The 22,643-nt window shown below is 43.5% G+C and carries 17 protein-coding genes and 1 CRISPR repeat array; of the genes, 12 read left to right on the forward strand and 5 right to left on the reverse strand.

Translation table 11 applies throughout. The features are described 5' to 3' along the window. The first annotated feature begins 25 nt into the window (after positions 1 to 25). The 3 genes from DXA87_RS03515 (at position 26) to DXA87_RS03525 (ending at position 4,198) form a co-directional block, all read left to right on the forward strand. On the forward strand, positions 26 to 1,285 hold the full coding sequence (locus DXA87_RS03515) for a hypothetical protein (RefSeq protein ID WP_147326509.1): 1,260 nt from the start codon (positions 26 to 28) through the stop codon (positions 1,283 to 1,285). A 670-nt stretch (positions 1,286 to 1,955) separates the two neighbouring features. Next, a CRISPR array of direct repeats spans positions 1,956 to 2,795; the repeat unit is 33 nt; unit sequence GTCGCATCTCGCAAGGGATGCGTGGATTTTAGC. A 719-nt stretch (positions 2,796 to 3,514) separates the two neighbouring features. Then, positions 3,515 to 3,889, forward strand: coding sequence for an HNH endonuclease signature motif containing protein (locus tag DXA87_RS03520; protein WP_117503267.1), 375 nt, complete (start codon positions 3,515 to 3,517; stop codon positions 3,887 to 3,889). Between the two features lie 48 nt (positions 3,890 to 3,937). Then, positions 3,938 to 4,198 carry a hypothetical protein gene (locus tag DXA87_RS03525; RefSeq protein ID WP_117503268.1) on the forward strand — a complete coding sequence of 87 codons (261 nt, stop codon included), beginning with the start codon at positions 3,938 to 3,940 and terminating at the stop codon, positions 4,196 to 4,198. A gap of 597 nt (positions 4,199 to 4,795) precedes the next feature. On the opposite strand, the gene DXA87_RS03530 is transcribed toward DXA87_RS03525, so the two are convergent. From DXA87_RS03530 to DXA87_RS03545, 4 genes are all read right to left on the reverse strand, one after another. Beyond that, the gene (locus DXA87_RS03530) at positions 4,796 to 5,392 is read right to left on the reverse strand and encodes an ADP-ribosyltransferase (protein ID WP_158553006.1); all 597 of its coding nucleotides are present in this window, start codon (positions 5,390 to 5,392) and stop codon (positions 4,796 to 4,798) included. 456 nt (positions 5,393 to 5,848) lie between these two features. Next, positions 5,849 to 6,604 (reverse strand): hypothetical protein, encoded by a 756-nt coding sequence (locus DXA87_RS03535; RefSeq protein WP_117503270.1) that lies wholly within the window; start codon positions 6,602 to 6,604, stop codon positions 5,849 to 5,851. A gap of 53 nt (positions 6,605 to 6,657) precedes the next feature. Then, positions 6,658 to 7,812, reverse strand: a complete 1,155-nt coding sequence (locus DXA87_RS03540) for a hypothetical protein (RefSeq protein WP_117503271.1) — start codon at positions 7,810 to 7,812, stop codon at positions 6,658 to 6,660. A gap of 287 nt (positions 7,813 to 8,099) precedes the next feature. Beyond that, a complete protein-coding gene (locus DXA87_RS03545) occupies positions 8,100 to 8,525 on the reverse strand; it encodes a hypothetical protein (RefSeq protein WP_117503272.1) in 426 nt (141 codons plus the stop codon). 891 nt (positions 8,526 to 9,416) lie between these two features. On the opposite strand from DXA87_RS03545, the gene DXA87_RS03550 reads away from it, so the two are divergent. Beyond that, positions 9,417 to 11,786, forward strand: a complete 2,370-nt coding sequence (locus DXA87_RS03550) for a hypothetical protein (protein ID WP_117503273.1) — start codon at positions 9,417 to 9,419, stop codon at positions 11,784 to 11,786. Between the two features lie 55 nt (positions 11,787 to 11,841). Beyond that, positions 11,842 to 12,144, forward strand: a complete 303-nt coding sequence (locus DXA87_RS03555; protein WP_117503274.1) for a hypothetical protein — start codon at positions 11,842 to 11,844, stop codon at positions 12,142 to 12,144. 681 nt (positions 12,145 to 12,825) lie between these two features. Here DXA87_RS03555 and DXA87_RS03560 read toward each other — a convergent pair. Continuing rightward, entirely contained in the window at positions 12,826 to 14,067 is a 1,242-nt protein-coding gene (locus DXA87_RS03560) for an IS256 family transposase (RefSeq protein WP_066548922.1), read from the reverse strand. 1,467 nt (positions 14,068 to 15,534) lie between these two features. Here DXA87_RS03560 and DXA87_RS03565 point away from each other — a divergent pair. The 7 genes from DXA87_RS03565 to DXA87_RS03595 all read left to right on the forward strand — a co-directional run bounded on the left by DXA87_RS03565 (position 15,535) and on the right by DXA87_RS03595 (position 21,993). Next, a complete protein-coding gene (locus DXA87_RS03565) occupies positions 15,535 to 17,187 on the forward strand; it encodes an LPD1 domain-containing protein (protein WP_117503275.1) in 1,653 nt (550 codons plus the stop codon). After that, positions 17,184 to 18,161 (forward strand): hypothetical protein, encoded by a 978-nt coding sequence (locus tag DXA87_RS03570; RefSeq protein ID WP_117503276.1) that lies wholly within the window; start codon positions 17,184 to 17,186, stop codon positions 18,159 to 18,161. The genes DXA87_RS03565 and DXA87_RS03570 overlap by 4 nt, the downstream gene beginning before the upstream one ends. A gap of 100 nt (positions 18,162 to 18,261) precedes the next feature. After that, the gene (locus DXA87_RS03575; RefSeq protein ID WP_117503277.1) at positions 18,262 to 18,990 is read left to right on the forward strand and encodes a hypothetical protein; all 729 of its coding nucleotides are present in this window, start codon (positions 18,262 to 18,264) and stop codon (positions 18,988 to 18,990) included. A 150-nt stretch (positions 18,991 to 19,140) separates the two neighbouring features. Then, positions 19,141 to 19,476 (forward strand): helix-turn-helix transcriptional regulator, encoded by a 336-nt coding sequence (locus DXA87_RS03580; protein ID WP_117503278.1) that lies wholly within the window; start codon positions 19,141 to 19,143, stop codon positions 19,474 to 19,476. A gap of 8 nt (positions 19,477 to 19,484) precedes the next feature. After that, on the forward strand, positions 19,485 to 19,889 hold the full coding sequence (locus tag DXA87_RS03585) for a hypothetical protein (protein ID WP_147326511.1): 405 nt from the start codon (positions 19,485 to 19,487) through the stop codon (positions 19,887 to 19,889). A gap of 205 nt (positions 19,890 to 20,094) precedes the next feature. Next, a complete protein-coding gene (locus DXA87_RS03590; RefSeq protein ID WP_117503280.1) occupies positions 20,095 to 20,337 on the forward strand; it encodes a hypothetical protein in 243 nt (80 codons plus the stop codon). Positions 20,338 to 20,364: 27 nt separating this feature from the next. Next, complete coding sequence (locus tag DXA87_RS03595) at positions 20,365 to 21,993, forward strand: DUF4942 domain-containing protein (protein ID WP_117503281.1); 1,629 nt, start codon at positions 20,365 to 20,367, stop codon at positions 21,991 to 21,993. Positions 21,994 to 22,643 lie beyond the last annotated feature (650 nt).

The following is a 22,643-nucleotide window of genomic DNA, read 5'->3' on the forward strand; positions in this document are numbered from 1 at the left end:
AAATAAAAAAAGAGAGGTACCGATTATGCCGAGAAGAAAAAAAGAAGAACTTGTTAATGCACTTGCAGACGCAGACCAGGAGTCCTTACAGAGCATGTCCGGAGAGACAGATGATGATTTCGTCATCGGGAACCTGGATGCAGAAGCCCAGAATCAGGCAGCAGACTTTTTAAAGGCAATGGATGAACGCCAGAAGATCACCGCATCCAAAGCGAAGAAGCGCGGCTTATATAACGATGACAGAAACGCGACCATCGCCATGGACGATGCTGATCTGGAAGATCTCATCACTGATGAGGACATCCGTTGGGAGACCTATCAGAAACTGAGCGCATCCCTCCTCAGCGGAAGCGTGCAGAAAGGAACCGTCTTCAAAGCTGCCGTAAGAAGCAGAGAGGAAGGAAAGCCTGGTATGCCGACTGCCATCATCACGATGGATGATGATAACTACTTCAAGATCAAGATCCCGTTCACAGACTTCATTCCGAAGGAGCGTATGTCGGAAGTTCGTGGTGAGACTCCGGCAGACAAGTTAAACTACATGGATCTCATGATCAATAAGAGAACGGATGCACAGGTATACTTTGTCGTAAAGAAACTGGATGAGGAGACTGGTGAAGTCATTGCTTCCAGAACAGAAGCCATGGCAAAGATCTCCCGCTCCAAATGGTTCGAGAGAACGCGTGACAATAAATATACCATCAATGTCGGCACTCCGGTCCTCGGCATTGTCCAGTATGTAGACCGAGCTGCGATCTGCGTGGATGCCCTTGGCGTTGAGAAGGTCATCGATGTCAATGATGTATCCTGGATCCGTTATAGCGACTTAAGGGATGCGCCGTTACGCCGTGTCGCTTCAAAGACAACCCGTACATACGAAGAGGTTCCGTATAAGCCTGGAGATCCGATCCGTCTTATGGTTACCGGAATCAAGCGTGTATTCACAGATGCAGAGGGAAACACCTATGTGGATGATGAAGCTCTCGGGAAGAGAGGATTACGCCCGAAACAGCTTGGTGTGGCTTTAAGTGTCAAACTCTGCGAAGAGAATCCGGATAAGCGTTACTACAACGATTTCGAACTGGGGGATAAGGTCTCTGCAGAGATCACATACGTAAACGATCGCGGAATCTTCTGCAAGATTGCCAACAAGAGATCTGCATTTATCCGCTTTAACGCAAACTCCACCGCACTTCCGTTAGTCGGAGACAAGGTCATCGTCCGCATTACCGGAAAAAACGATGAGAACTACCAGATCAACTGCGATATCGTATGGACCCGTTAAGAAACGAACGGATCCCAGCATAATAAGAACTCCCAGGGGGCTTTTTTAGGCTCTCCTGGGAGTTCTTGCATGTCATATCGGAAGGTCCAAATACCAGGTTGCATCGGCAGCAGGAGCGAAAAAGAACCAGCCTGGACAATCACCTTCTCACCAGTCTCAACAGAATCAAAAAGCGTAGACCTGACGCAATCAGGCAATCATCTCAAATCCCGTTTGAGAAGCCATCGAACATTCACCCACGCCCATGCGGTGCAGCGGCTCCTATGGACGTGGTACTCTGCCTGAATTTATAGATTTTACTGTCCACGCTTCTGTACGCGGCAAACAGATGATTACAGTGGTTATTAAAGAACCAACTCCAGCCTTCAAACAAATAGGATTACTTCCTGCAAGCGCTTTCCACGAGGGGATAAATCTGGAGGAATCCGGAGGAAAACGTAGATCCATTTGACATCATAGGCGCTGTCCTGTACAATAAATGCAACGGACCGGGAAGTTGATCACAAGTGAATCGTGCGAATCTCAAGTGCTCAGAATTTCCCTGAACGATTCGCACCAGAAAAGGTGAAATATCGCCCGTTTTTTATTCATCTCGTATGTTTGGATGAGAAAATAGAATATACTTACGCGAAATGTAGTCTTTTTACATAAACGGGCACTATATTTTGCGGTCGCATCTCGCAAGGGATGCGTGGATTTTAGCACCCTTGATATGGACAAGGTAATAACCGTCCCCCGTCGCATCTCGCAAGGGATGCGTGGATTTTAGCATAAAGCAGGAAAGTGTAAATGTATCAATTAAGGGGTCGCATCTCGCAAGGGATGCGTGGATTTTAGCTCCATTTGATATAATTTTTTTCTTCTTTTTCCACGCCGCATCCCGCAAGGGATGCGTGGATTTTAGCATATATGTTTTTCAGGAGTATTAGAAAAGAGTCGTCGCATCCCGCAAGGGATGCGTGGATTTTAGCATAACCATCTCCGGAACCGACACTTCCATTAAGCCGTCGCATCCCGCAAGGGATGCGTGGATTTTAGCGACTTATTTTACAAACGTGAATGGAAAAATAGTGGTCGCATCCCGCAAGGGATGCGTGGATTTTAGCTTTGGTACATATGAGACTGAGAAAGAGCGTGATGTGTCGCATCTCGCAAGGGATGCGTGGATTTTAGCACAGGAAAAACTCAAATTGCAGCAGGAGATATTGTCGCATCTCGCAAGGGATGCGTGGATTTTAGCATCGTAGGCTTTTCTATAAGTTGTGTAAGATGTTGTCGCATCCCGCAAGGGATGCGTGGATTTTAGCGAGCGCCCGATCGACCATGAGTTATTTGACCTTGTGTCGCATCCCGTAAGGGATGCGTGGATTTTAGCAGTCCGTTATTTACCGGACGGATGGGGAAGATCTTGTCGCATTCCGCAAGGGATGCGTGGATTTTAGCAATATCTATAATATTTTGAATAATCCGGAACAGTGTCGCATCCCGCAAGGGATGCGTGGATTCTAGCACTCCTGGCTCCCATTTATTTCCAAACATCCAAGGCAACAGAAGACATCTGCTGTCTTGACTATATTCTCATCTCGATCTTCCCCCACATTGCCATTTGACATCCAGCCTATACAAATGATATGATTGTTGCACGGATGTCACAGGCATATGTTCGACAGGATTCAGACGGATGAAGCAGCACATATCACGAATAGATATAAATACAGCAGGCGCAATAAGCTTTTACTCGTTTCATTGGGTCTGCTATCGCATTTCCAGTAAATGCGTGGATTCAAGTTGGGATACTTCCAAGATCATCAGGTGTCTTTTATGTATGCTCTGTCAGAGGTCAGAGCATACATACTTTTCAATTTCACGTTTTTCACAAAATGTGTGGATTTCAGCATCCACCAGGCTTTTACGCTTATCGAATGCAAAATAACATTACCGCAATCAGTGCGTATTTCGCGAAACCTCTATTCCTACTCCTTCTCTCTAATGACTGCTGCCCGGCAAGTCTTGACATCCGAACTTATTCACGGACAAGCGCAACCGTCACTTCACACATTCTTATGCAATCCCCTGTTTTCTCCTTTCCCTTGACTCTTTATCCAATATAATATATCATAATATAAACAAATACATATATTTCTTTGTGACTCATTCCTTGCGGGATTCATCCATGTACAGTGCAGCTATCCATCGCACGGTGTGAGAAACAAACAATCGGAGGCATCAATGTCGCAGCACAAAACAATACCAAAAAAGATCAGACTGGAAGTTTATGAGAAGTTTGGTCATCGATGCGCTTACTGCGGATGCGATCTTGCATATAAAGACATGCAGGTGGATCATTTACACTCGGTCTATGTGCACACAGACCTTCACCAGTCCATGGCAGAAGAGGATATGTATTCGGTCGAAAATCTTATGCCAGCCTGCCGGCAATGTAATTTGTATAAATCCACTCTGCCGTTGGAAGTATTCCGGGATCGGATCCGCTCCGTCTTATGGGCGAACCTAAAGAAAGAGTTCAACTACCGGCTGGCACTAAAGTATGGATTGATCGAGGAACACGATGTACCGATTACCTTTTTCTTTGAAAATTTTTGAGGTACAGAAAGATTCCTGTTTCATGCCAACAATAAAAGAGGTGAAGTCATGTCAGCACCATTGAAAGGGCATCTGCGCAATCTTTCCACCGAGAGAGTTGGCGTAAAGGTGCGCAGGATCAAAAACACCTATACATTTGAGCTGTGTACGGACGAGGGAGTACTCCTGCTGCCTCCCGGAACGCCTGTCATCTATCCTGAAAAGCCCCTTCGCGTCATGTGCAAGGAAAAAGAAGTCCTGGCAGCAGGAACCTTTGTGATCACAGCAGAAACGATCGATCCATTTCACATCATCCTGGACATGTTCTAATGATGCCAGCCTCCGGAATGGATCGCCATCCCGATATAACTCGGTCACTTGCAAAATTTTCACAGAAAGGAGAGCGCATTCCACTCTCGATTCATAGAGATCAGAGTCCCCCGCGCAACATTTTTACATGGATAAAAAATTTGACAGCTATAGACTCAAACAAGAAATCATCCTTTTTCTGGAAGTAGCTTGGGATTTCATTTTGGATTGGTTCCCAATCGTTCTGACAACCCTAAGTGCTTGTTTCTTTATGACCGCTAAGGATGAAGACGATTTCGATGATGGAATTGACTAAAACATTCCGCAAAAAAATGTTCTCATTGTGATTATGCAGATGCTGGGATCCTCCTGCTGCCTCCGGATGCTATCCCACGGAAAGCCTATCCTCACAAAAAGTCCCCTGTTCGGTAGACTCTGGAGCTTTTCCAAGATATCGATCAGGGGATTATGTTTATCAAATCCGTGCCAATAATTCTGAGTCCTAAGCGTTTTAGAGCGGCAGCAGGAGGATTTTCATGCATTTTTGCTATTTCCTATGTCATACTTTGCAAACATTTTTACAACGCTCTCGTAGATAAAAGCATGACATTCATACCATCACTTCTCCCATGTGCCAATAAGGAGACAGTTTAGATATTGTTGATCCTTTGAGAGGATCTTTAATTTCGCGCCTTTCTGGACTACGACCTCATAATTCTCCTGCTCATCATTTACATTTCCAAGATATACAACATTGGATCCTTGAGGAACAAAGATCCGAAGTCTGGTATCATACGCATATTCACAGCCTTTTACCAAAGACGTACACAGGAACCCTTTCTCATACAGATCACAGTCTGGAACATCCTTCGCATTTTTCACCATGCCCTGAAACACTCCATCACATACTCCCCGATATAAGATCAGGTCTCTTTTACATGAGTGGGCGGCTATCATATCAGCAACTTGTTGATCAATATCTGCTTTCCCTGCTTTCTCCTCCTGTCTCAAACGCTCATTGATGCTTTCTGCGCAGTGTGCAATCACATACTCCATTGTTCGGTGCAAGGTCCCTTTCTGAAATATTTCCGGCTCTTGATTGACATAGCGATGTCCAAATTCTATCGCATGTTCCTTATCTGTAGCGAGCTTATCCCAATTTCTCCCATAATGAAAGCATAATTCACAAAATCGATAATAGGTGTTAATTTTCATAATCATCCTCCTACAATGGCTAAGACCAGTCTTGATGATCATTTTACATCATTTACAGTAAAATAGTGTGAAATTCTTGCGTTCACCATATAATGCCATTTACTGACTTTTCAGAATGGAGACATATCTGCCGCCGACAGCAATCGGTACTATGAGTAGACCCAAGAAAGCCAGCGGATTACAAGCCGCCACGCGAAGTAGAAATTGTACACCTCCTACATAGATCTGTATACGATAGATGAAAAATTGGGGAAAAACCGCGTCTACAGGAGTTACATAATGCATGAGTAGAACACTCACCATTTTCGCGATAGGTGAAACGAAATATTACTAAGGCTGGAAGAGGAGAGAGGCAGCAGTATTTCTGACTTCTTTCCTTTTCTTTTCAGCTTGCGCTTAAAAAGAGCAGATGGATCCTTTTGTTATCCACCTGCCCTTATTCTGCTTTGGCTTTTGCTATCTGGTCGATCTGCGACCATCCGCATATCCATGTTCATTTAACCAGTCTTTGTACACTGCCTTGAACCCGTTTTTACTGAATCCCAGGCACATGGAAAGATCCTGTCCATTGATCGGAGATACCAGGTCTCCAACTGCGTCTGTCACTTCAGCATCAGGTCTATCTGATTTTCCCAGTCTCGGAGAACGATATCCTTTCAAGACAAGTGGAAGATCTTCCCCGTAAACTGCTTCCATCTCTTTCCAGTCTTCAAATCGAATCTGATAAAAGATGGTGCATTTTGTACCAGTCAGATCATCGATCGCCTCACTGAAAACTCCTTTTCTCGTTAAGCTCTCGGAAACATTGCGATTTAATACCTCGTCTACTTCCTTCGGCTTATACTTCCCCTCAATATGTTCCAGGATGTTCTTTTCCGCAGCGTTGTCTATCCCTGGGATCCACAGATGCTTCTTTGCATACTCCGCTTTGCAGATCCAGTCAAGCACACGTTCCTTACGGCTCCTTAAAAGTCGCTGCCAGAACACCTTGATGCTCTCATTCGGGTGGGACCGGTATTCAGACTGTATCTTGCGGTCTATATCTTCCGCCAGGTGTTTTCTGATCACACGGTATACTTCCCGATCCATTCTCTCTGCCGGTCCGATGCACTCCGCGTACAGCCAGAGATCCTTTCCTCTGTACTCAAAAGGGCGAAGTGCAGACTGTACATAATCTACATCTGGAACATAGTCACTGCAGTAGAGATTCATCCAGAAATCTCCCCGGTGATCCATTCCAAACCGATCATTATATTCCGATGTGCTTACCGCCACTTTAGGATCAATGCCACACTTATAAGTCTGGTTCCAGGCAAAGATCTCACTTTTTTCTGCTTCGAGAGGGCAGCAGAACCATGTTCGGCAAGATAGTTGTCCTTCATAAGAGAATTGATGTAGATGGGTTCCTGAGCTACTTCTTTCCCTTCATATTTCGTCTTTACCAGATACATATGTACCATAAGGGAGAAGGCTTCGTCCGGTTCCAGACTCTCAAAATCCATTTCAAGTCCTTCTTTTGGTGCTATATTTCCATCTTTATACAGGAACCCATAAACCGCCCTATGGGGAAATCCAAGCGTATAATCGGAACAGTAGGAAAGCCAGCCATTAGGTGCTCCATATCCAAATTCCGGCACATCCTCACGATTATGAACTGATACCAGAGTTCCATTGCTTTTTACGAAGATGGAAAAGTAGCTGAGTGCGGCAAGATTTTCTTCGTGCTGGGTAATATAGCATACATAAACTCCATCGACCTGCTTTTCCAGATATAAAAGACATTCCGACATGCGAGTGAAGATCAGGATCTTCGGATTCAGCCGAATCAGCTTTCCGATCGGTCCTTTTTTGATATATACGTCTGTCCGGCATTTATTCAGACTCTCTGCCGCTTCCGCGACAGAGTGTACATAAAGCAGCGGGAACTGTTTCATGCAATTCTCATTAAATGCGCTCGGATAGACCTTATTTTCAAATGCAGCGACAACCTTCTGCATGAAATTACTTTCATTCCAGAGCACAACACGGCTTTTCAGACTCTCCCACACTGCTTTATCGTATGCAATTTCCGCTCTCACATTTACATTTTCAAAGTATGTAAACAGATCCACCTGGCAGCATTTTAAAAGCCGCTTCATGAACTGTCTGGCACAGATGGTCGATATCGCTCTCGTAGGATCATAGCCGTCTTCCAGCCAGTCAAGGAAATCCAGGATCTGATTAAGACTTTCCCGCTTCTCCTGCGGGATAACTCCAGATGACTGGCATTCGGATTCCTGCCGGAACCGCTTTTTGACAAGTTCTACCTTCTGAATGACTTCCTCAACGTATGATTCGTCTACCAGTCTGTTTCTACTTTTTTCGTTTGCATCCGCAACCGCTTCATCAAGACTGATAATTTTCCTGTCTTTTTCGATCATTTTGGAATGATACCTCCATTTTTTTCAGTTCTTTCCCGGTCCTTTTCCATATAGTCTCGCATTCTTCTCAAGCAGCATACCCGGTATCTGACAATGTGCTCAAACTTCATCTGGTGATCCTCTTTGTACAAACCTGCAGCATGTTTCTCCCAACCAGTATACTCTTTCTCCCAAAACAAGGGGTAATTTGGGAGAAAAAGGAGATTGTTGGGAGATTTGAACAGAAATGTTGTTTCGATATGCCATGATCAGAGACTTCTTGAATCCTTGTGAAACGGTTGCTCTTCCTACGAAGCCCGCCTGGAAGCATCAATGACTGCGCAGTAACGAGCCGTCAGCTCCCGGTGTTTCTTCCCATGCCGCCATACAGTAAGATGTGCGACTTCATGCGCGATCACCGACTCCAATGTCTCAAACGAGAGGTTCCATCTACCGTGGAACTTTGCCTCATAGCATTCATGGATAAAGTATGTGTCAATGGTGATATACGCTTCTTTCGGAGCCGCAGTAACCGAATCCGCCATCTTCCAACAGATTCCCAAAGCATCCTTACTTTTGCCCATGAGCAGGTCATGCCGGAGTGCATAGACCGGGATCTCAACTCCAAGTGCTTTCAGACAGTCCTGGCATGTTGTAAAAAACCAGTTCTTTTCTTCCTCTGTAAGCTCCTGCAATTCATCATCCAGATCCAGATAAGTATACATAGACTTCATGGTAACGACCTCTTTTGATTGATGGCAAGAATATATCTATTTACATATATTATTATAATTGATATTTTCAAAAAAGTCAAGCAAAATAAGGGTTTTTCAGCTTTTTTGTGGTTGGGAATCTTTGATGATTTTTCGTTAGAAATGCGCTGGAAAACAGAGTGCCTGGTAGAATATTGCCAAAGAATGTATCCTGATATAAAGCATTCCGGACCTCCAGCAGGAAGGAGGTCCGGTCGTGTGAGAGACGATATCGTCACATTTCTTATCTCTGTTATCGCCGGAGTAATCAGTTCCTACATATGCAAATGGCTGGACGGAGATAAGTAGGCAGCGACAGCCTAAAAGGAGTAGTTCGCTTAACGAACAAGAAAACCCCAGAGGTAGCCCCCTCTGGGGTTTTCATTTTGTCGCGTGGAAATCGTCACATTTCTTAGCTGCCTACATCATATTCTATTTTTCGTGAAATGTCAATATTCCAAAAATCCAGCTATTTTTTCGCAATCACATATATCCGATGAACATGATCTGATAAACATCCAGGAACAAAAGAGTAGACAAGGAAACTATCGTCTGCTATAATAGCGATAACAGTTATTAGAAATTTTTTTGTTCATGGATATTGGGTTCACAGTCTTTGGTAGATTGTGGACCTTTTTTTGTTCATAACTGGAATCATTATGAAAGGAGGGTAGCAGCGTCAAACACGCAACCAAAAAAGAAGAGTAAGATTTCTGTAATCAATACATGTCACAACTGTATTATTTCCTTCTGTGATCACAGAAAAAACGTGCTCGAAACACTCAGACTTTGGATCGGCTCCATGATCGACCCAAAACTACAACATCAAAGGCTGGATCAGATATCCAGCCTTGCATCAAAAGGAGAATAATAATGACAATTGATAAAACTTTAAACGACATCCTGAACCACTTTGCAGAATACGCCAAGTACGATCCGGATCAGAAAAGATTCAACCTTCTGTCCGATAACTACAAATTTCATCAGGCTGGAAAAGTAATGGAGATGCTTATCTCCGAGTATGATCCCAGCGGTGTTCTCGCTGTCATGTATGCAAAGCGGGAATTTTTAAACAGCTTGAAAAAGCGGGTCGATCTGGGAAGTCTGATCTTTGCTATGGCAGGTGATGATCCAGAATATATGGACGAGTTGCAGCGGATTTTAAGTATGTATCGTGACTTCAATTCTGATGCATATAAACAGGCGGTTACCGGCTATATCGATGATATGAACACCTTGATCCAGCAGGTCTCCAAGATGAAACTGATTGGTGATCGGAACAGTGGAATGGAAGAGGATGAGTTCATCTCTACCATTATGCAGGTATCTGATGATCTGAAAAAGCTGCGCCTGGATCTGTACCAGACATCCGGAAGACCGGTTGCAAAGATCGAGAAGTTTACTCCTCGTATATTGGTATTCGAACGGATGGCAGATGCCATTTTGCATCTGGAGCAGATGCCGGATGCCATTTATCTCTGCTATATCCGGCAGCAGAACACGGCAGATGGATATTTTGCTTTTGTCTTCAAAAGCAACGGGAACCTCTTTTCCCTGAGCGATCGGGTCCCGGAGAAATATATCGGACAGCATCAGTACAGTAGAAATGGACGCTGGACAGAAGACCACGCAGATTCGATTTTTCCATATGAGTTCGTTTTTTCATACGGGGAGCACGATTGCAAGGGATATGCATCCAAGTATTTTATTGATGACGAGAAACTGGAGTTTTCCCAGATGGGAGCAGCTGCATACCAGCCTCTCTTGATCTGCATGCTCATATTAAGAAATAGCTATGAGAATAAAATCCTGAATGCCGAGCCTGTGTATCTGAACAGCTTGTTCCGCGATAATTTTATTGGGACACATTCTGACACCGAACTGGCGATCCTGAAAAACAGTCCACTTGCACTCCGACATTCCGAATATCAGTGCGGGATCGATCCAGGAAAAGTTCTCACGGAAGAATACAATGAAAAGTTCCATCTTCATCGCATCGGAGCCTTCTGGGTCAAATTATACGGAGATGGATTTAAACCGGATTTCACCGATCTGCTGACTATAAAAAAGCCGAGAAAGCTCCTGAAGCAGTGGCAGATTGATAATGGAAAAGAGCAGCCGGAACAGGAATACTATCCGGAGTTCATCGGTACGAAGGATCAGATGGATCGAGAAGTGTACTATAAGATCCGTATTCAGCTTGCAGAATACATAAAGGATCGAATGAAACAGGAATATGCGGAATGGGGAAGTGAAAAACTCTACAGCTATGTAGCTGACAAACTGAAAGCATCCAAAGAAGCATTCCTTGATCTGGTTTTTCAAAAACACTTTCTCGCAAAGCATCCGGAATACATAGATGACTTTGCAGAGACCGATCCAGAATCGGACAGAGCCTCTAATCCAGATCCGTTGATCGCATTGCATCCGTTTGTGTCAAAAATGGATCTCGTAAAACGGATTCAGCTTGAGGACAATGGCAGCCTCGTCTCTTTTCGTTCCGTGATCTTAAACAATGAGGATACGCTGACAAGAATCTACCGCGGATATGCGCCACTTAAAGACGATAAAACAGGAAAGAACTGTACCCTGTACGCCTCATTGTCGTTCACAGATTATGCTCAGGTGGAAAAAATGATTGGAGAACCGCTCCCACGCATTTATCAGGGATGGGGAACTCACTGCTATAATGGGAATTCAATCTTGGATGTCACGGACGCTGTTGGAGACTTGCGCGGAATATTAAGCAGTCAGATTTTTTCTCCAATAGTCACCATGGGATTTTCCAAAAAATCGTTCCAGAAAAGCTATGAGGAATGGATGAAAATTCATGGATATGAATCCGTATTATTAAAAGAAAAGGAAGAAGCGGAGAAGAAAAAAGAAGGGAAAAGACTGGAGGAGTTGGAAAGGAAAAAACTTCCATCCGTTCCATTTGAAGAATCAGAGGCATATAAGCACTGCCAGGGTATGGCGATGGAATATAAAAATATGTTAGAGGTTCTGCATGCGGCAAAGGAGTTATATCAATTTTTTCCAAATGCCTCTATCACGCAATACGCGTGTGGAACAAAAAACGATGGCGATCGTTATGCATACCACGTTTCCACCAATATTCCAGAACGAGGGAATGCAGATAAGATCAATACCTTAGTAAATCTTGGATGGCAAAAGGATGGACGATCCAAACGGTATGACGGGATGTACATTCAGATGCTTAAAGTCCTGCCATTGCAACCCTAGATGGACTGTTTCAAAGTAACATATAGACCAGCATAAATTAAAAGGAGAGAATTATGTGGAAAAATTTAACATTGTTTTGAAGGAAAAACATTTCTGTGACGGATTAAATAGAGATGACATCATGGAGATGCTTCCCCTGTTAGAAGCAGATGAATTCTTACCGATTGAAATTGAGGCAAATTATCAGGAATACTCTGCAATAGGCTTTATAACAACGGAAGCTGCAAACATTCTGGATTTCGATTACGAGGAATCCGGTTTGAACGACTTCATTGCAATACTCCTGGATGATCGTACTCGCAACGCAGAAACAAGAGAATATGATTTTCGAGGAATAAAAATTTATTTATATCGATAGAAGGAGAAGGAGGTCTTCCTATGAGCTTCGAATTTTTTGTGCCTTTAGCAGCCATTCTTGCCGGTTTACTTTTGTTAAAAGGTTGGTTTGGCAGAAAATAAAAAAAGCTATTTAGCAAACGAAAAAGCGTCTGATCACTACATCATTGCGTGATCAGACGCTTTTTTCAACAGATAGCTTAACAAAAGTAGATTTGCGCTACCATACTAGATGCCACACATCCCATATAGGATGCGACCATCACACAAAAGCACATATGGCAACCACGAAGAAGCTCAAATCCACGCATCCCACGGGAATACGACTCAAATCATTATATTGGTTATAATCGCGATAGACTGCTCAAATCCACGCATCCATCACGGGATGCGACTCTGGTTCGCGTATGCGAGATCCTGAAAATAATACGCTTAAATCCACGCATCCCTTGCGGGATGCGACACCTGTCTGTCCTGGGAGAGTGACGACAGAGGTTGCTAAAATCCACGCATCCCGTGCGGGATGCGACATATACTAACATCGAGAGTATGAGAAAATCTCTGTAAATAAGATTCTTCTATGATAATTAAGAGCGATAAGCTTGTGAATCAGGCTTGTCGTTCTTGTTTTATATATAACAGTTGCTTACGGGCATGTCAAGAGCAGGCGGTTTCCCGCCTGTCTTCTTAACCCTTCTTTTGCTTACTCGGGTAAGCGTCCCTCGTACATAATGCTCAGTTCTCCATAAACCTGAGCCCAATCACGGATGGTGGTAGTCCATTTTTTCGTAGCCTCAAAAGTAGCCAGATACAAGGCCTTTAACAGGGCGGTATCGCTTGGAAATACGCTTCTCTGACGGTTCAGCTTCCGGTATGTGGAGTTCAGTGATTCGATCGCATTGGTTGTATAAATGACCTTCCGGACAGTGGTTGAAAATTTAAAAATTGGAGAAACAGCATCCCAGTTGTCTTTCCAGCGTTTCATGGAATTCGGGTATTTCGGAGTCCATTTTTCAGTTACACGTTCCAAGGTAGCCAGAGCCTTCTGCTCATCAGCGGCCTGATAGATGGTTTTTAAATCTGCAGCAAAGGCTTTTCTGTCCTTGTCCGGAACGTATTTCAGGGTGTTTCTTACCTGATGGACAATACACCTCTGGTATTCTGTTTTGGGAAACGCAGCTGAAATCGCTTCTTTAATGCCTGTAAGGCCATCGGCACAGATGATCAGGATATCTTTTACTCCGCGATTTTTCAGTTCGTTCAGGACTGACAGCCAGTATTTCGCACTTTCATTGTCACCAATCGTAATCGTCAGGACTTCCTTTTTCCCCTCCGCATTAATGCCAAGAATAACATAGGCTGCAAGCTTACGAATGACTCCATTATCCCGCACAGAATAGTGGATCGCATCGATGTAAAGGATTGGATATACCTCATCCAATGGGCGGTTCTGCCAATCTTCAATCTGAGGAAGTATCTTATCCGTCACATCGGATATGAAACTTTCTGATGTTTCAAAACCATAGATATCTTCAATCGTTTCCGAGATCTGGCGAGTGGTCATTCCTTTGGCATACATAGAGATGATCTTCTGATCAATATCAGAAATATCTTTCTGACGCTTTTTCACCACCTGTGGTTCAAAGGTCGATTTCCGATCCTGTGGGACCTCGATTTCCATAGAGCCATATCGACTGTTTACCTGCTTGCGTTTATAACCGTTACGATAATCGTCATTGTCAGAACGCTGGGATTTCTCATATCCAAGATGGTCATCCATTTCAGCCTCCATCATTTCTTTAATGGTGCCGCCCAGAAGATCTTTGAGTGCATCCTGGATATCTTCTGCGGTCTCGATATCGTATTCTTCGAGAAGCTGGCGGATGATGTTCCTTTTTCCTTCAGTCATTTCAACTCTGTGAACTGGTTTCTTTTGTTTTGCCATAGTAAAAGGCCCTCCTAATGATATTTATTGTATCATAGAAGGACCTTACTTAGGTTATTTTACAGAAAAAGTTTCACAGGCTCCTAACATCATAAGCAATGCATTGTTTATAGCTTAAATCCACGCATCCCTTGCGGGATGCGACTTTGATCCGGATGTCTATATTGATGAGATAACAATGCTTAAATCCACGCATCCCGTGCGGGATGCGACCTATGACCCATACTCCATTTACACAACGAACAATGCTTAAATCCACGCATCCCGTGCGGGATGCGACCGCAAAATATAGTGTCCGTTTATGTAAAAAGACTACATTTCGCATAAGTATATTCTATTTTCTCATCCAAACAGACGAGATGAATAAATAAGCGGTTGAATCTCTCATTTTTATGGTGCGAATCTCCCGGAAAAACCCTGAGCACTTGAGGTTCGCACATTTCACTTATGATCAACTTACCGCTTCTCTGTGTTTATTGTACATGACAATATTCGTGTTGTCAAACAGATCTCTTTGGGACCACGCTTTGGTCAATGAAATTTTCTTTCCAGGTATCTTGAAAACAATTTCCGCATATGCTATAATGCCGTTAGGCAAAAAAAGATATCAGTATCCACAGTGATGCAAAGCGAAAACCCCAGGGAGTCGTGATCCCTGGGGTTTTCTTCTCGTTTTATGTAGTTGAGCATCTACAGGCTAGTTACCGGCTATTTGTCACCATCTAACCATTTGATGATATAGTGGCAAGCTACACCAGCCATGACAGCGACAATAAAAGACATCAGATTTTCCACAATTGATGCACCTCCTTCCTGTCACCAGTTTGGGAGGCGGTAACATTGGAATTATAACACACAAATCTGTTTTCTTCCATTTATTTCGTCATTCTTCGTTACGACTGAATGCTCATACAGGGACCACGCTTTGGCTGCGAAAGCAGTGGACAAACTCTAAAATGCCTGATATAATATAGCTATCAGTTTTTTGTATCACATGTAAAGGGAAATTAGGTTCATAGCTCCATCAGGAGCTGTGGACCTTTTTTTGTGCAAAAAAAACTGAAATAACTATGAAGAGGGGCATGACGTTACCACGTAATCACCCCTCCATAAACGAAAGGAGAATGCAGATGAGTAAGAAAATTCGTCTCACAAAATCATAAACAAAAAAGGTAGATTAGAATTCAATTTCTTTATTTCATGGGAAGGGTGGTACTACAAATGATGTTATCAAAACAATGTAAGCAGTGCAGATGTTGGAATTGCCGTTGGTGTGGTACAGATAACTGTTATTGCGATACAAATAAACCGTGTTGGGAATGTAACGGAAAAAGACACGAGAGAGACTATATACAAAATAAAATTGATACTTGCCTAGGATGGGAATTAGCATCACAAATAGTTATAGAGCATCGCGGGTAAGAAATACGTGTTTCAATTGATTCAGAAAGAAGAGGAGGAATAAATATGAATAGTACACTGATTAACGACTTCGGAAAGAAAATCGGAGGAGCAAGAAAAGATACCTGGAAGGGACGCGGATTGAGTCTTAGCGACCTGTACGAGATGACCGCAGAGGAAAAGAAAGTCTTCGTAAAAAAGGATAATGTCTGGGAAAAGCCAGACTGGACCTCACTTATCGCAGCTGGAGCAGATAAAGCCGTTTCCTTCTGGAAAAACGAGGTCCGTAAGTCTCTGCCAAAGGATCCTTCTTCCATGCTGGGCGAAGACCGTAATGAACGCTATGTGGCATTTGTCCAGGCAGTCCGTGATCATGTGATGGAACTCACATCCATGAATGAAACAAGGAAGATCCTTACCTGGTTAAAGACGGACGGATACCTTGTACCGATCACGCCCTATTACTGTGATGTTCCGAAAAAATGGGAAGGGGTCATCAACAGATCATTTTTTAAAGCAATCCAGAAAAACACGTTTGATCTGTGCCGCGAAAAGTCATATCCGCTCTTTGGTGTAGCAAAAGAGGATGCGGATTATGTTTTAATAAAGAATCGCCTGAAGATCTATTTCTATGAGGGCGAAGATGTTGCGTTTAAAACAGAAACTCGCGGGACATCGATCCGGAAATATCTTTCGATTCATGAGGGCTATGCCACCCATTTCTACTATCCTGAAAAGATAGAGGAATATGAAAAGACCTGGATAAAAAATAGCTGGATCATCGTTGACAGTGGATCCAGGGACATCATTGCCTATAATCTCTGCACGGAAAAGGAAGCGGCAGATACGGTTGAGAAAATCGCAAGAGCGGCAGCAGAGATTGCTCCGAAAAAGACTGCAGCACGGGCTTCCAAGACAATATTCCACTATCCACAGCTTTCCTGGGTGGAACGGAAAGGTACAGACTACCGGAACGGCTTCCATGCAACACCGGAACTTCTCATGGATACCTTCGGGTTCCGTGGCGGAGAATTCGGAAACTGGTTAGGCGATAAGGAACGCCAGGAGAATTTAAACCAGGCGTATGATGCGCTTATGGACCTGGCTGATATTCTGGAAACGGATCCAAAGAATCTGACCTTTCACGGTACCTTGAGCATTGCTTTTGGTTCCAGAGGAAAGGGCGGAGCGGCAGCAGCAACGGCACATTATGAACCGTTGCGCAGAGTGATTAACTTGACCCGGATGAAAGGTGCCGGATGCCTGGCACACGAATGGGCGCATGCGCTTGACCACTCCCTGGCAGGAACCTTTTCCAAACCAGGCTCATCAGAACTTCTTGCGAGCGAATGCCGGATCAGTCCAGATGCCCCGGAATCCTGGAAAAAGCTTCTTTCCGCATTAAAGAGGAAAGAGGATGGAACCTTTACCGACTTTTATGTAGCATCGGATAAGTTTGATCAGATTCACAGAAAGAGCGGACATGGCTACTGGAGCAGTACCTGTGAGATGTTTGCGAGAGCGTTCGACTGCTATATCGCAGATAAGCTCAGAGAAAAAGGACTTCGGAGCGACTACCTGACGGCACATTCTGACTGTTTCGTCGAGGAGATGTCCGGAACAACTTACCATGCTTATCCAGTTGGCAATGAACGGGAACGTCTCAATCAGCTCTTTGATGCACTGATTGCCGATCTGAAAGGTATGGTGAATGCATGACGAAAGCAGAAATCCTTCGTGAGTTAGAAAACCACACAGGAACCATCCTTTCCTTCCCGGAGCGCGGACCATGGGGAAGCAGCCGCTATCGTGGTTCATGCTCTGGATGGATCCCGGCTTTCTTCATCAATAAATTTCATGTTTCTCACATGGCAGAAGTATTTGCTGGATCCGGGACAACCTACGATGTCTGCAAGGACATGAACGTAGTTTATACCGGCATCGATCTGAATCCCAACCCACCCAGGAATGGGATTCAGACGATGGATATCCTGGATGACTCCATGGACCTTCCAGACGGCTTCTATCATGCAGACATGGTATTTCTCCATCCCCCGTATCCTTCCATAAATGGAATCCATTATTCTGGAGCGATGTGGAAAGATACAATCGGATGCGCTAAAAGCGATATCCAGGAAATGGATTTTGAGACTGGAATGAACGCCATCAACTATGCCATGATGCGAGCATACAATGCGCTGCCAGCCGGCTCATATGAGGTCTGCCTGGTTGGAGAGATCCGTTCCAAAGGTCAGTACCGATCCATGTACCAGAATCTCGTCATTCCTGGCACCATGCAGCAGACCTACATCAAGATGCAGCATAACTGTATGTCCGGCACCAGAGTATATAGGAACCAGGCAGCATCTCCATATGCTCTGATTGAGCACGAGATGATCGCTGTGATCAAAAAGCCCAGCGGGTATGAGATTTCTTATGTCATTCCGAAAAAATACTCCCTGGATATTCGTGACAGCTTATATGCCACCTGGAAGGATATCATCATGAGCATTGCAAGATCCTCTGAAGGGATTCTTTCCGGAGATTTTTTCTATAGGGAATTGGAAGGAAGAAAAAAGACGCTGTCCAACCCGAACTGGAAAGCCAAAATCCGACAGACGTTGCAGCAGCTTGCTCAGGCAGGTCTGCTGAAGCATGTAGGGATCGGACAATGGCAATATATCACAAGATAAGAAAACAATGACAGGATGTAAAACGGCTTCAATATCATATCTGAAGCCGCAAAACATCCTGTTTTGTTATATACTGAACTGAAAGGAGCAGAAAAAAACGATGCGATACTTATATCACCTTACGGACACGAACACAGCAAAACGCATTTTACAGGAAGGGCTGAAGCCGTTAATCGGCGAACGCAGCCGAATCGTTGAGGAAGAAGAGGCTCGGATCTATCTTTCTGATAAAAAGAGTATTCCGTACTGGAAAATCCTTCTGGAAAAAAATGTACTGCTTCGCATTGATGCAGAAAAGCTGAATCCGGAAAAACTTGATCACTACCCCTACCAGGAATACGAAGAGTGGACATATTCGGAACCGATCCAACCGGAATGGATCCATGTGTCCAGGGCAAACACAGAAATATCACCCGAACAGTATAAGGAACTTTGCCTGTCCTTTCTCGACAGTATTTCCCAGGTATGTGTCCAGTTTGCCCGTTATGTTTCGTATTACGATGACCCTGAGCCGGATTGGAGAGAATATGCTGAGAACTGCAAAGAAAGCTGTATGAGCAGCTGCAAAGTGCTTCAGCATACACTTACAAAGCTCGATTTTTCCTGTCTGGATAATAAAAAACTTCAGGAACATCTAAAGGCAGCAGGAGATGGTGCCTATACCTTATGTGATTTCTATGAGTTTGAGTGGAACGATCATCCGATTCGCCTTTGGCAGCTTCTTGGGACGCATAAGGTAGCAAATAGCTCTACAAAATGGCTATACGCATGGCTTAGGCATACATTTCCAAGAAAGCTTCGTGTCAATACCGGAGGGTGGACAGGATAAATAAAAGTGTCTGGTGTCCATAGCGTAGGCATATAGCCTCAGCGACACGTTATTATTATGATATTATGAATTATAATATCACGATTTACAAATATTCGTATATGTGATAATATAAATTATAATATACAGATAAAGAAGGGATATGAAACAATGCAATTGGAACCGCTCGATACTCGGGAAATTGGAAAACGACTTCGTACATTGCGGACAAACGCACGAATGAAACAGGTAGAGCTGTCATTGCTGTTAGGAATCGCGCAATCCACTCTCAGCCTTTATGAGCGTGGGGGCATCATTCCGGGATTTGAGATTCTTATTGCATATATGAAATTATTCCATGTAAGCCTGGAGCATCTTCTTTGTCTGGACGCAGACGGATTTGATCTCTCTGTGATATCTGGATATGATGATCTCCGTTACGGGGCACATAAATTAAATGCCAATGAAAAAGAGCAGCTGATGACGCTGCTCTCCACGTATAAATGACGTACAGAATGAATTATATTACCTATGAAAAGGACATTGCGCAAAGCAAATCTTTTTATGAAACATTTAAGGCATGTATCCAGCCAAAACAGTGCTATGATAACATAAAGCGTATCATTTTTGACACAAAGGCACATCCTTATCAGATTGCATTTGGATACATGAGTTCTGGCACTGTTGACAATCTCTATTTCCGTCATGCTTTTTTCCTTTCACCAGAGGGAAAGGTTATTGATCCAACAATTCCGGAAAAAGAGAAAAATTACTATGTATTTGCGGCAATCAACTGTACCGATTACCTTAAATACCTCCTTCGGGAGAAACGCGCAGATTTAACAATGGTTCTTATGGATAAAGACCGGCAAATGCAAGCCTGGTTGATGTCCAACAAAAATATTATCTGCATTGGCTAATCATACAGTAGACAATTTCCGCAAAAGCTGATATACTATAGGCATCAGTTTTTTGCATCACATGTAAAAGGAAATTAGGTCCATTGCTCCTTCGGGAGCCGTGGACCTTTTTTTGTGCAAAAAACTGAAATATATGCAAAGGAGGGGAGTGGCACGAGAATCGTGCAAACACAACCAGAAAAAAATTTGATGAAAGGAGAGCCAAGTGGCGAAGAGAAAGAAATTTCATAAAGGCAAAATTTTTGCTTACGAAAACAGCGAAGGGGATAAGGGCATTATTTGCGCAATGTCCTATGAAGAAGCAGTAAAACTCTTCTATCAGAAATATCCGAAACGCAAAATTATGGATCCATTAGACCGAGATTCCGATTATTGGGAAAATGGATCCTATTTATTTGAAGTTGGCACCATGAAGAGCAACGAATTATATTGCTGCTTTCCATGGTAATAGAAAAACAAAAAAGGAGAATAAAAAATGTTTGAGAATACAAAAGACTTTTATCCGACACCGTATAATTTGATTGAGAAAATGCTCTCTACTGTTAATTTTTATATGATAAAGAGTATACTAGAACCTTCCGCTGGAAAGGGGGATATTGTAGATGCGATCAGAAAAAAGACGGCTCCTCAATCCCGTTGGGACCAGGAACCTCGTCTTGATATAGACTGCATTGAGATCAATTCCGATCTCAGGCATATTTTGACAGGAAAAGGCTACCGGGTTGTCCATGATGATTTTCTTACCTATGATACCATGAAAGAATATGACCTCATCATCATGAACCCGCCATTTTCGAATGGATGCAATCACCTAACCCGGGCACTTACGATGCAGGAAGCTTCCGGAGGTGCAATCATCTGTCTGTTAAACGCAGAAACCTTAAGAAATCCATGCACCAATGAACGGCTTGCTCTGGTGCGGAAATTGGAGGAATATCACGCAGACATTCAATACATGTCAGATACATTTTCCAATGCAGAGCGGAAAACGGATGTGGAGATTGCCCTTATTAAAGTGAATATCCCGGCTCCTGCCAAGAAATCCTTCATTTTCGATAAGCTGGTTCGCGCTCGGGACGAAGAGTGTGTCGTTCCAGAATACGAAGATACCCAGTTAGCAGAAAATGATCTCATCCGTACGATCGTGAGACAGTATAAGTTGGAAATGGCAGCAGGAATCCAGCTGATCAAAGAGTACCGTGCGATGGCTCCGCATATCATGAGGTCCTACGAAAAGGATCCGTCCACTGGAGAAGTTACCCAGAGCGGTGGCTGTGTCCTTTCTCTGACAGTCGGGAAAGAACCCGGCACAGTCAATAACTTTATCCGGGAGATTCGGGGAAAATACTGGGAAGCACTCTTCAATAACCCGAAGTTCATCGGAGTGCTGACGGAAAATCTCCGCAGAGAATATTGCAAGAGAATCAATGAACTCAAAGATTATGAGTTCTCTCTGCACAATATCTACGAATTAAAAATTGAGATGTGTAGAAGTATAAATCAGGGAGTCGAAGATACGATTATTAGCCTCTTCGATGAATTCAGCCATAAGTACAGTTATTATGACGAAACATCAAATAACATCCATTACTATAATGGTTGGAAAACAAACAAATCCTGGTTTATAAATAAAAAGGTGATCATTCCTCTTACAGGATATCATAACTTACAGTATAGTTTCGGCGGATTTGATCCTACCAGATACGATGTTATACGCAAACTTCAGGACATTGAAAAATGCCTGAATTATCTGGATGGTGGACTGACAGATGCTGTTGATCTGGAGGCAACTCTTAAAGCCGCAAAGGAGGAGCAGCAGACTAAAAATATCAAGCTGAAATATGGAAGTGTCACCTTCTACAAGAAAGGAACCTGTCATATTGTGTTTGAGAATGAGGAGCTGTTAAAGAAATTTAATATTTTTGGTTCACAGCACAAAGGCTGGCTTCCACCTTCTTACGGAAAAAAGCGATATTCCGATATGGATCCGGAAGAGCAGGCTGTTGTTGACTCTTTCGAGGGAGAAAAAGCCTATAATGAGGTTATAAATAATGCGCCTTATTATTTGTGTCAGTCCGAAGACTGGACGAGACTCTTAGCATAGCTATCCAAAAATTCTTTGCTTCTACGTGGAGGGGCTGTCGCCTAGCAAAAACATTGCTAATGCGACAGCCTCGTTGTACTTGGTCCATGAAATGGGTTGCAAGTTTTGCTAGAAATATGCCCTGTACAAAATGTCCGCTTAGATATCCGTCTCAAGCAGCACCGTCTAATTGCGCAACACGGCAGGCGGTTTGCCCCTCTGCGGAGGGACTGTGACCCTCCGATTACATAGAAATCCGAAAGGAAATCTCATGAAAGGAGGACTTAGCCATGAATATAGAAGAGGTAATCGCATTGTTGAGCTTATCTTCACATGCTTTGGACTCGGCTAGAAGATTGTCGCGATAATAATAAAACTCAAAAATAACCGTCCCATACCCTCGCAAAGTGTGAGCGGCTATTTTTTGTAGCTAAACATATAAACACGGGTAAACCGTCTACCGATGGTTATAGTATAGCATCGTGTAAGAAAACGTTCAAGAGAATGTTGGATTGTATTAGAGAACTACGATATGTCTCTCAAAAAATGATCTCAGTCCCACAGGTCCCGAAAATATCTGGCAAAGAGCTTTATTCCCTCTTTCATGCACCGATCCCGGTATACCGTCAATTCATTCTCCGCTACCAACCACTGATCCGATATTTCCTTAT

The sequence above is a fragment of the Desulfotomaculum sp. OF05-3 genome, from assembly GCF_003435535.1.
GTDB lineage: Bacteria > Bacillota > Clostridia > Lachnospirales > Lachnospiraceae > Pilosibacter > Pilosibacter fragilis.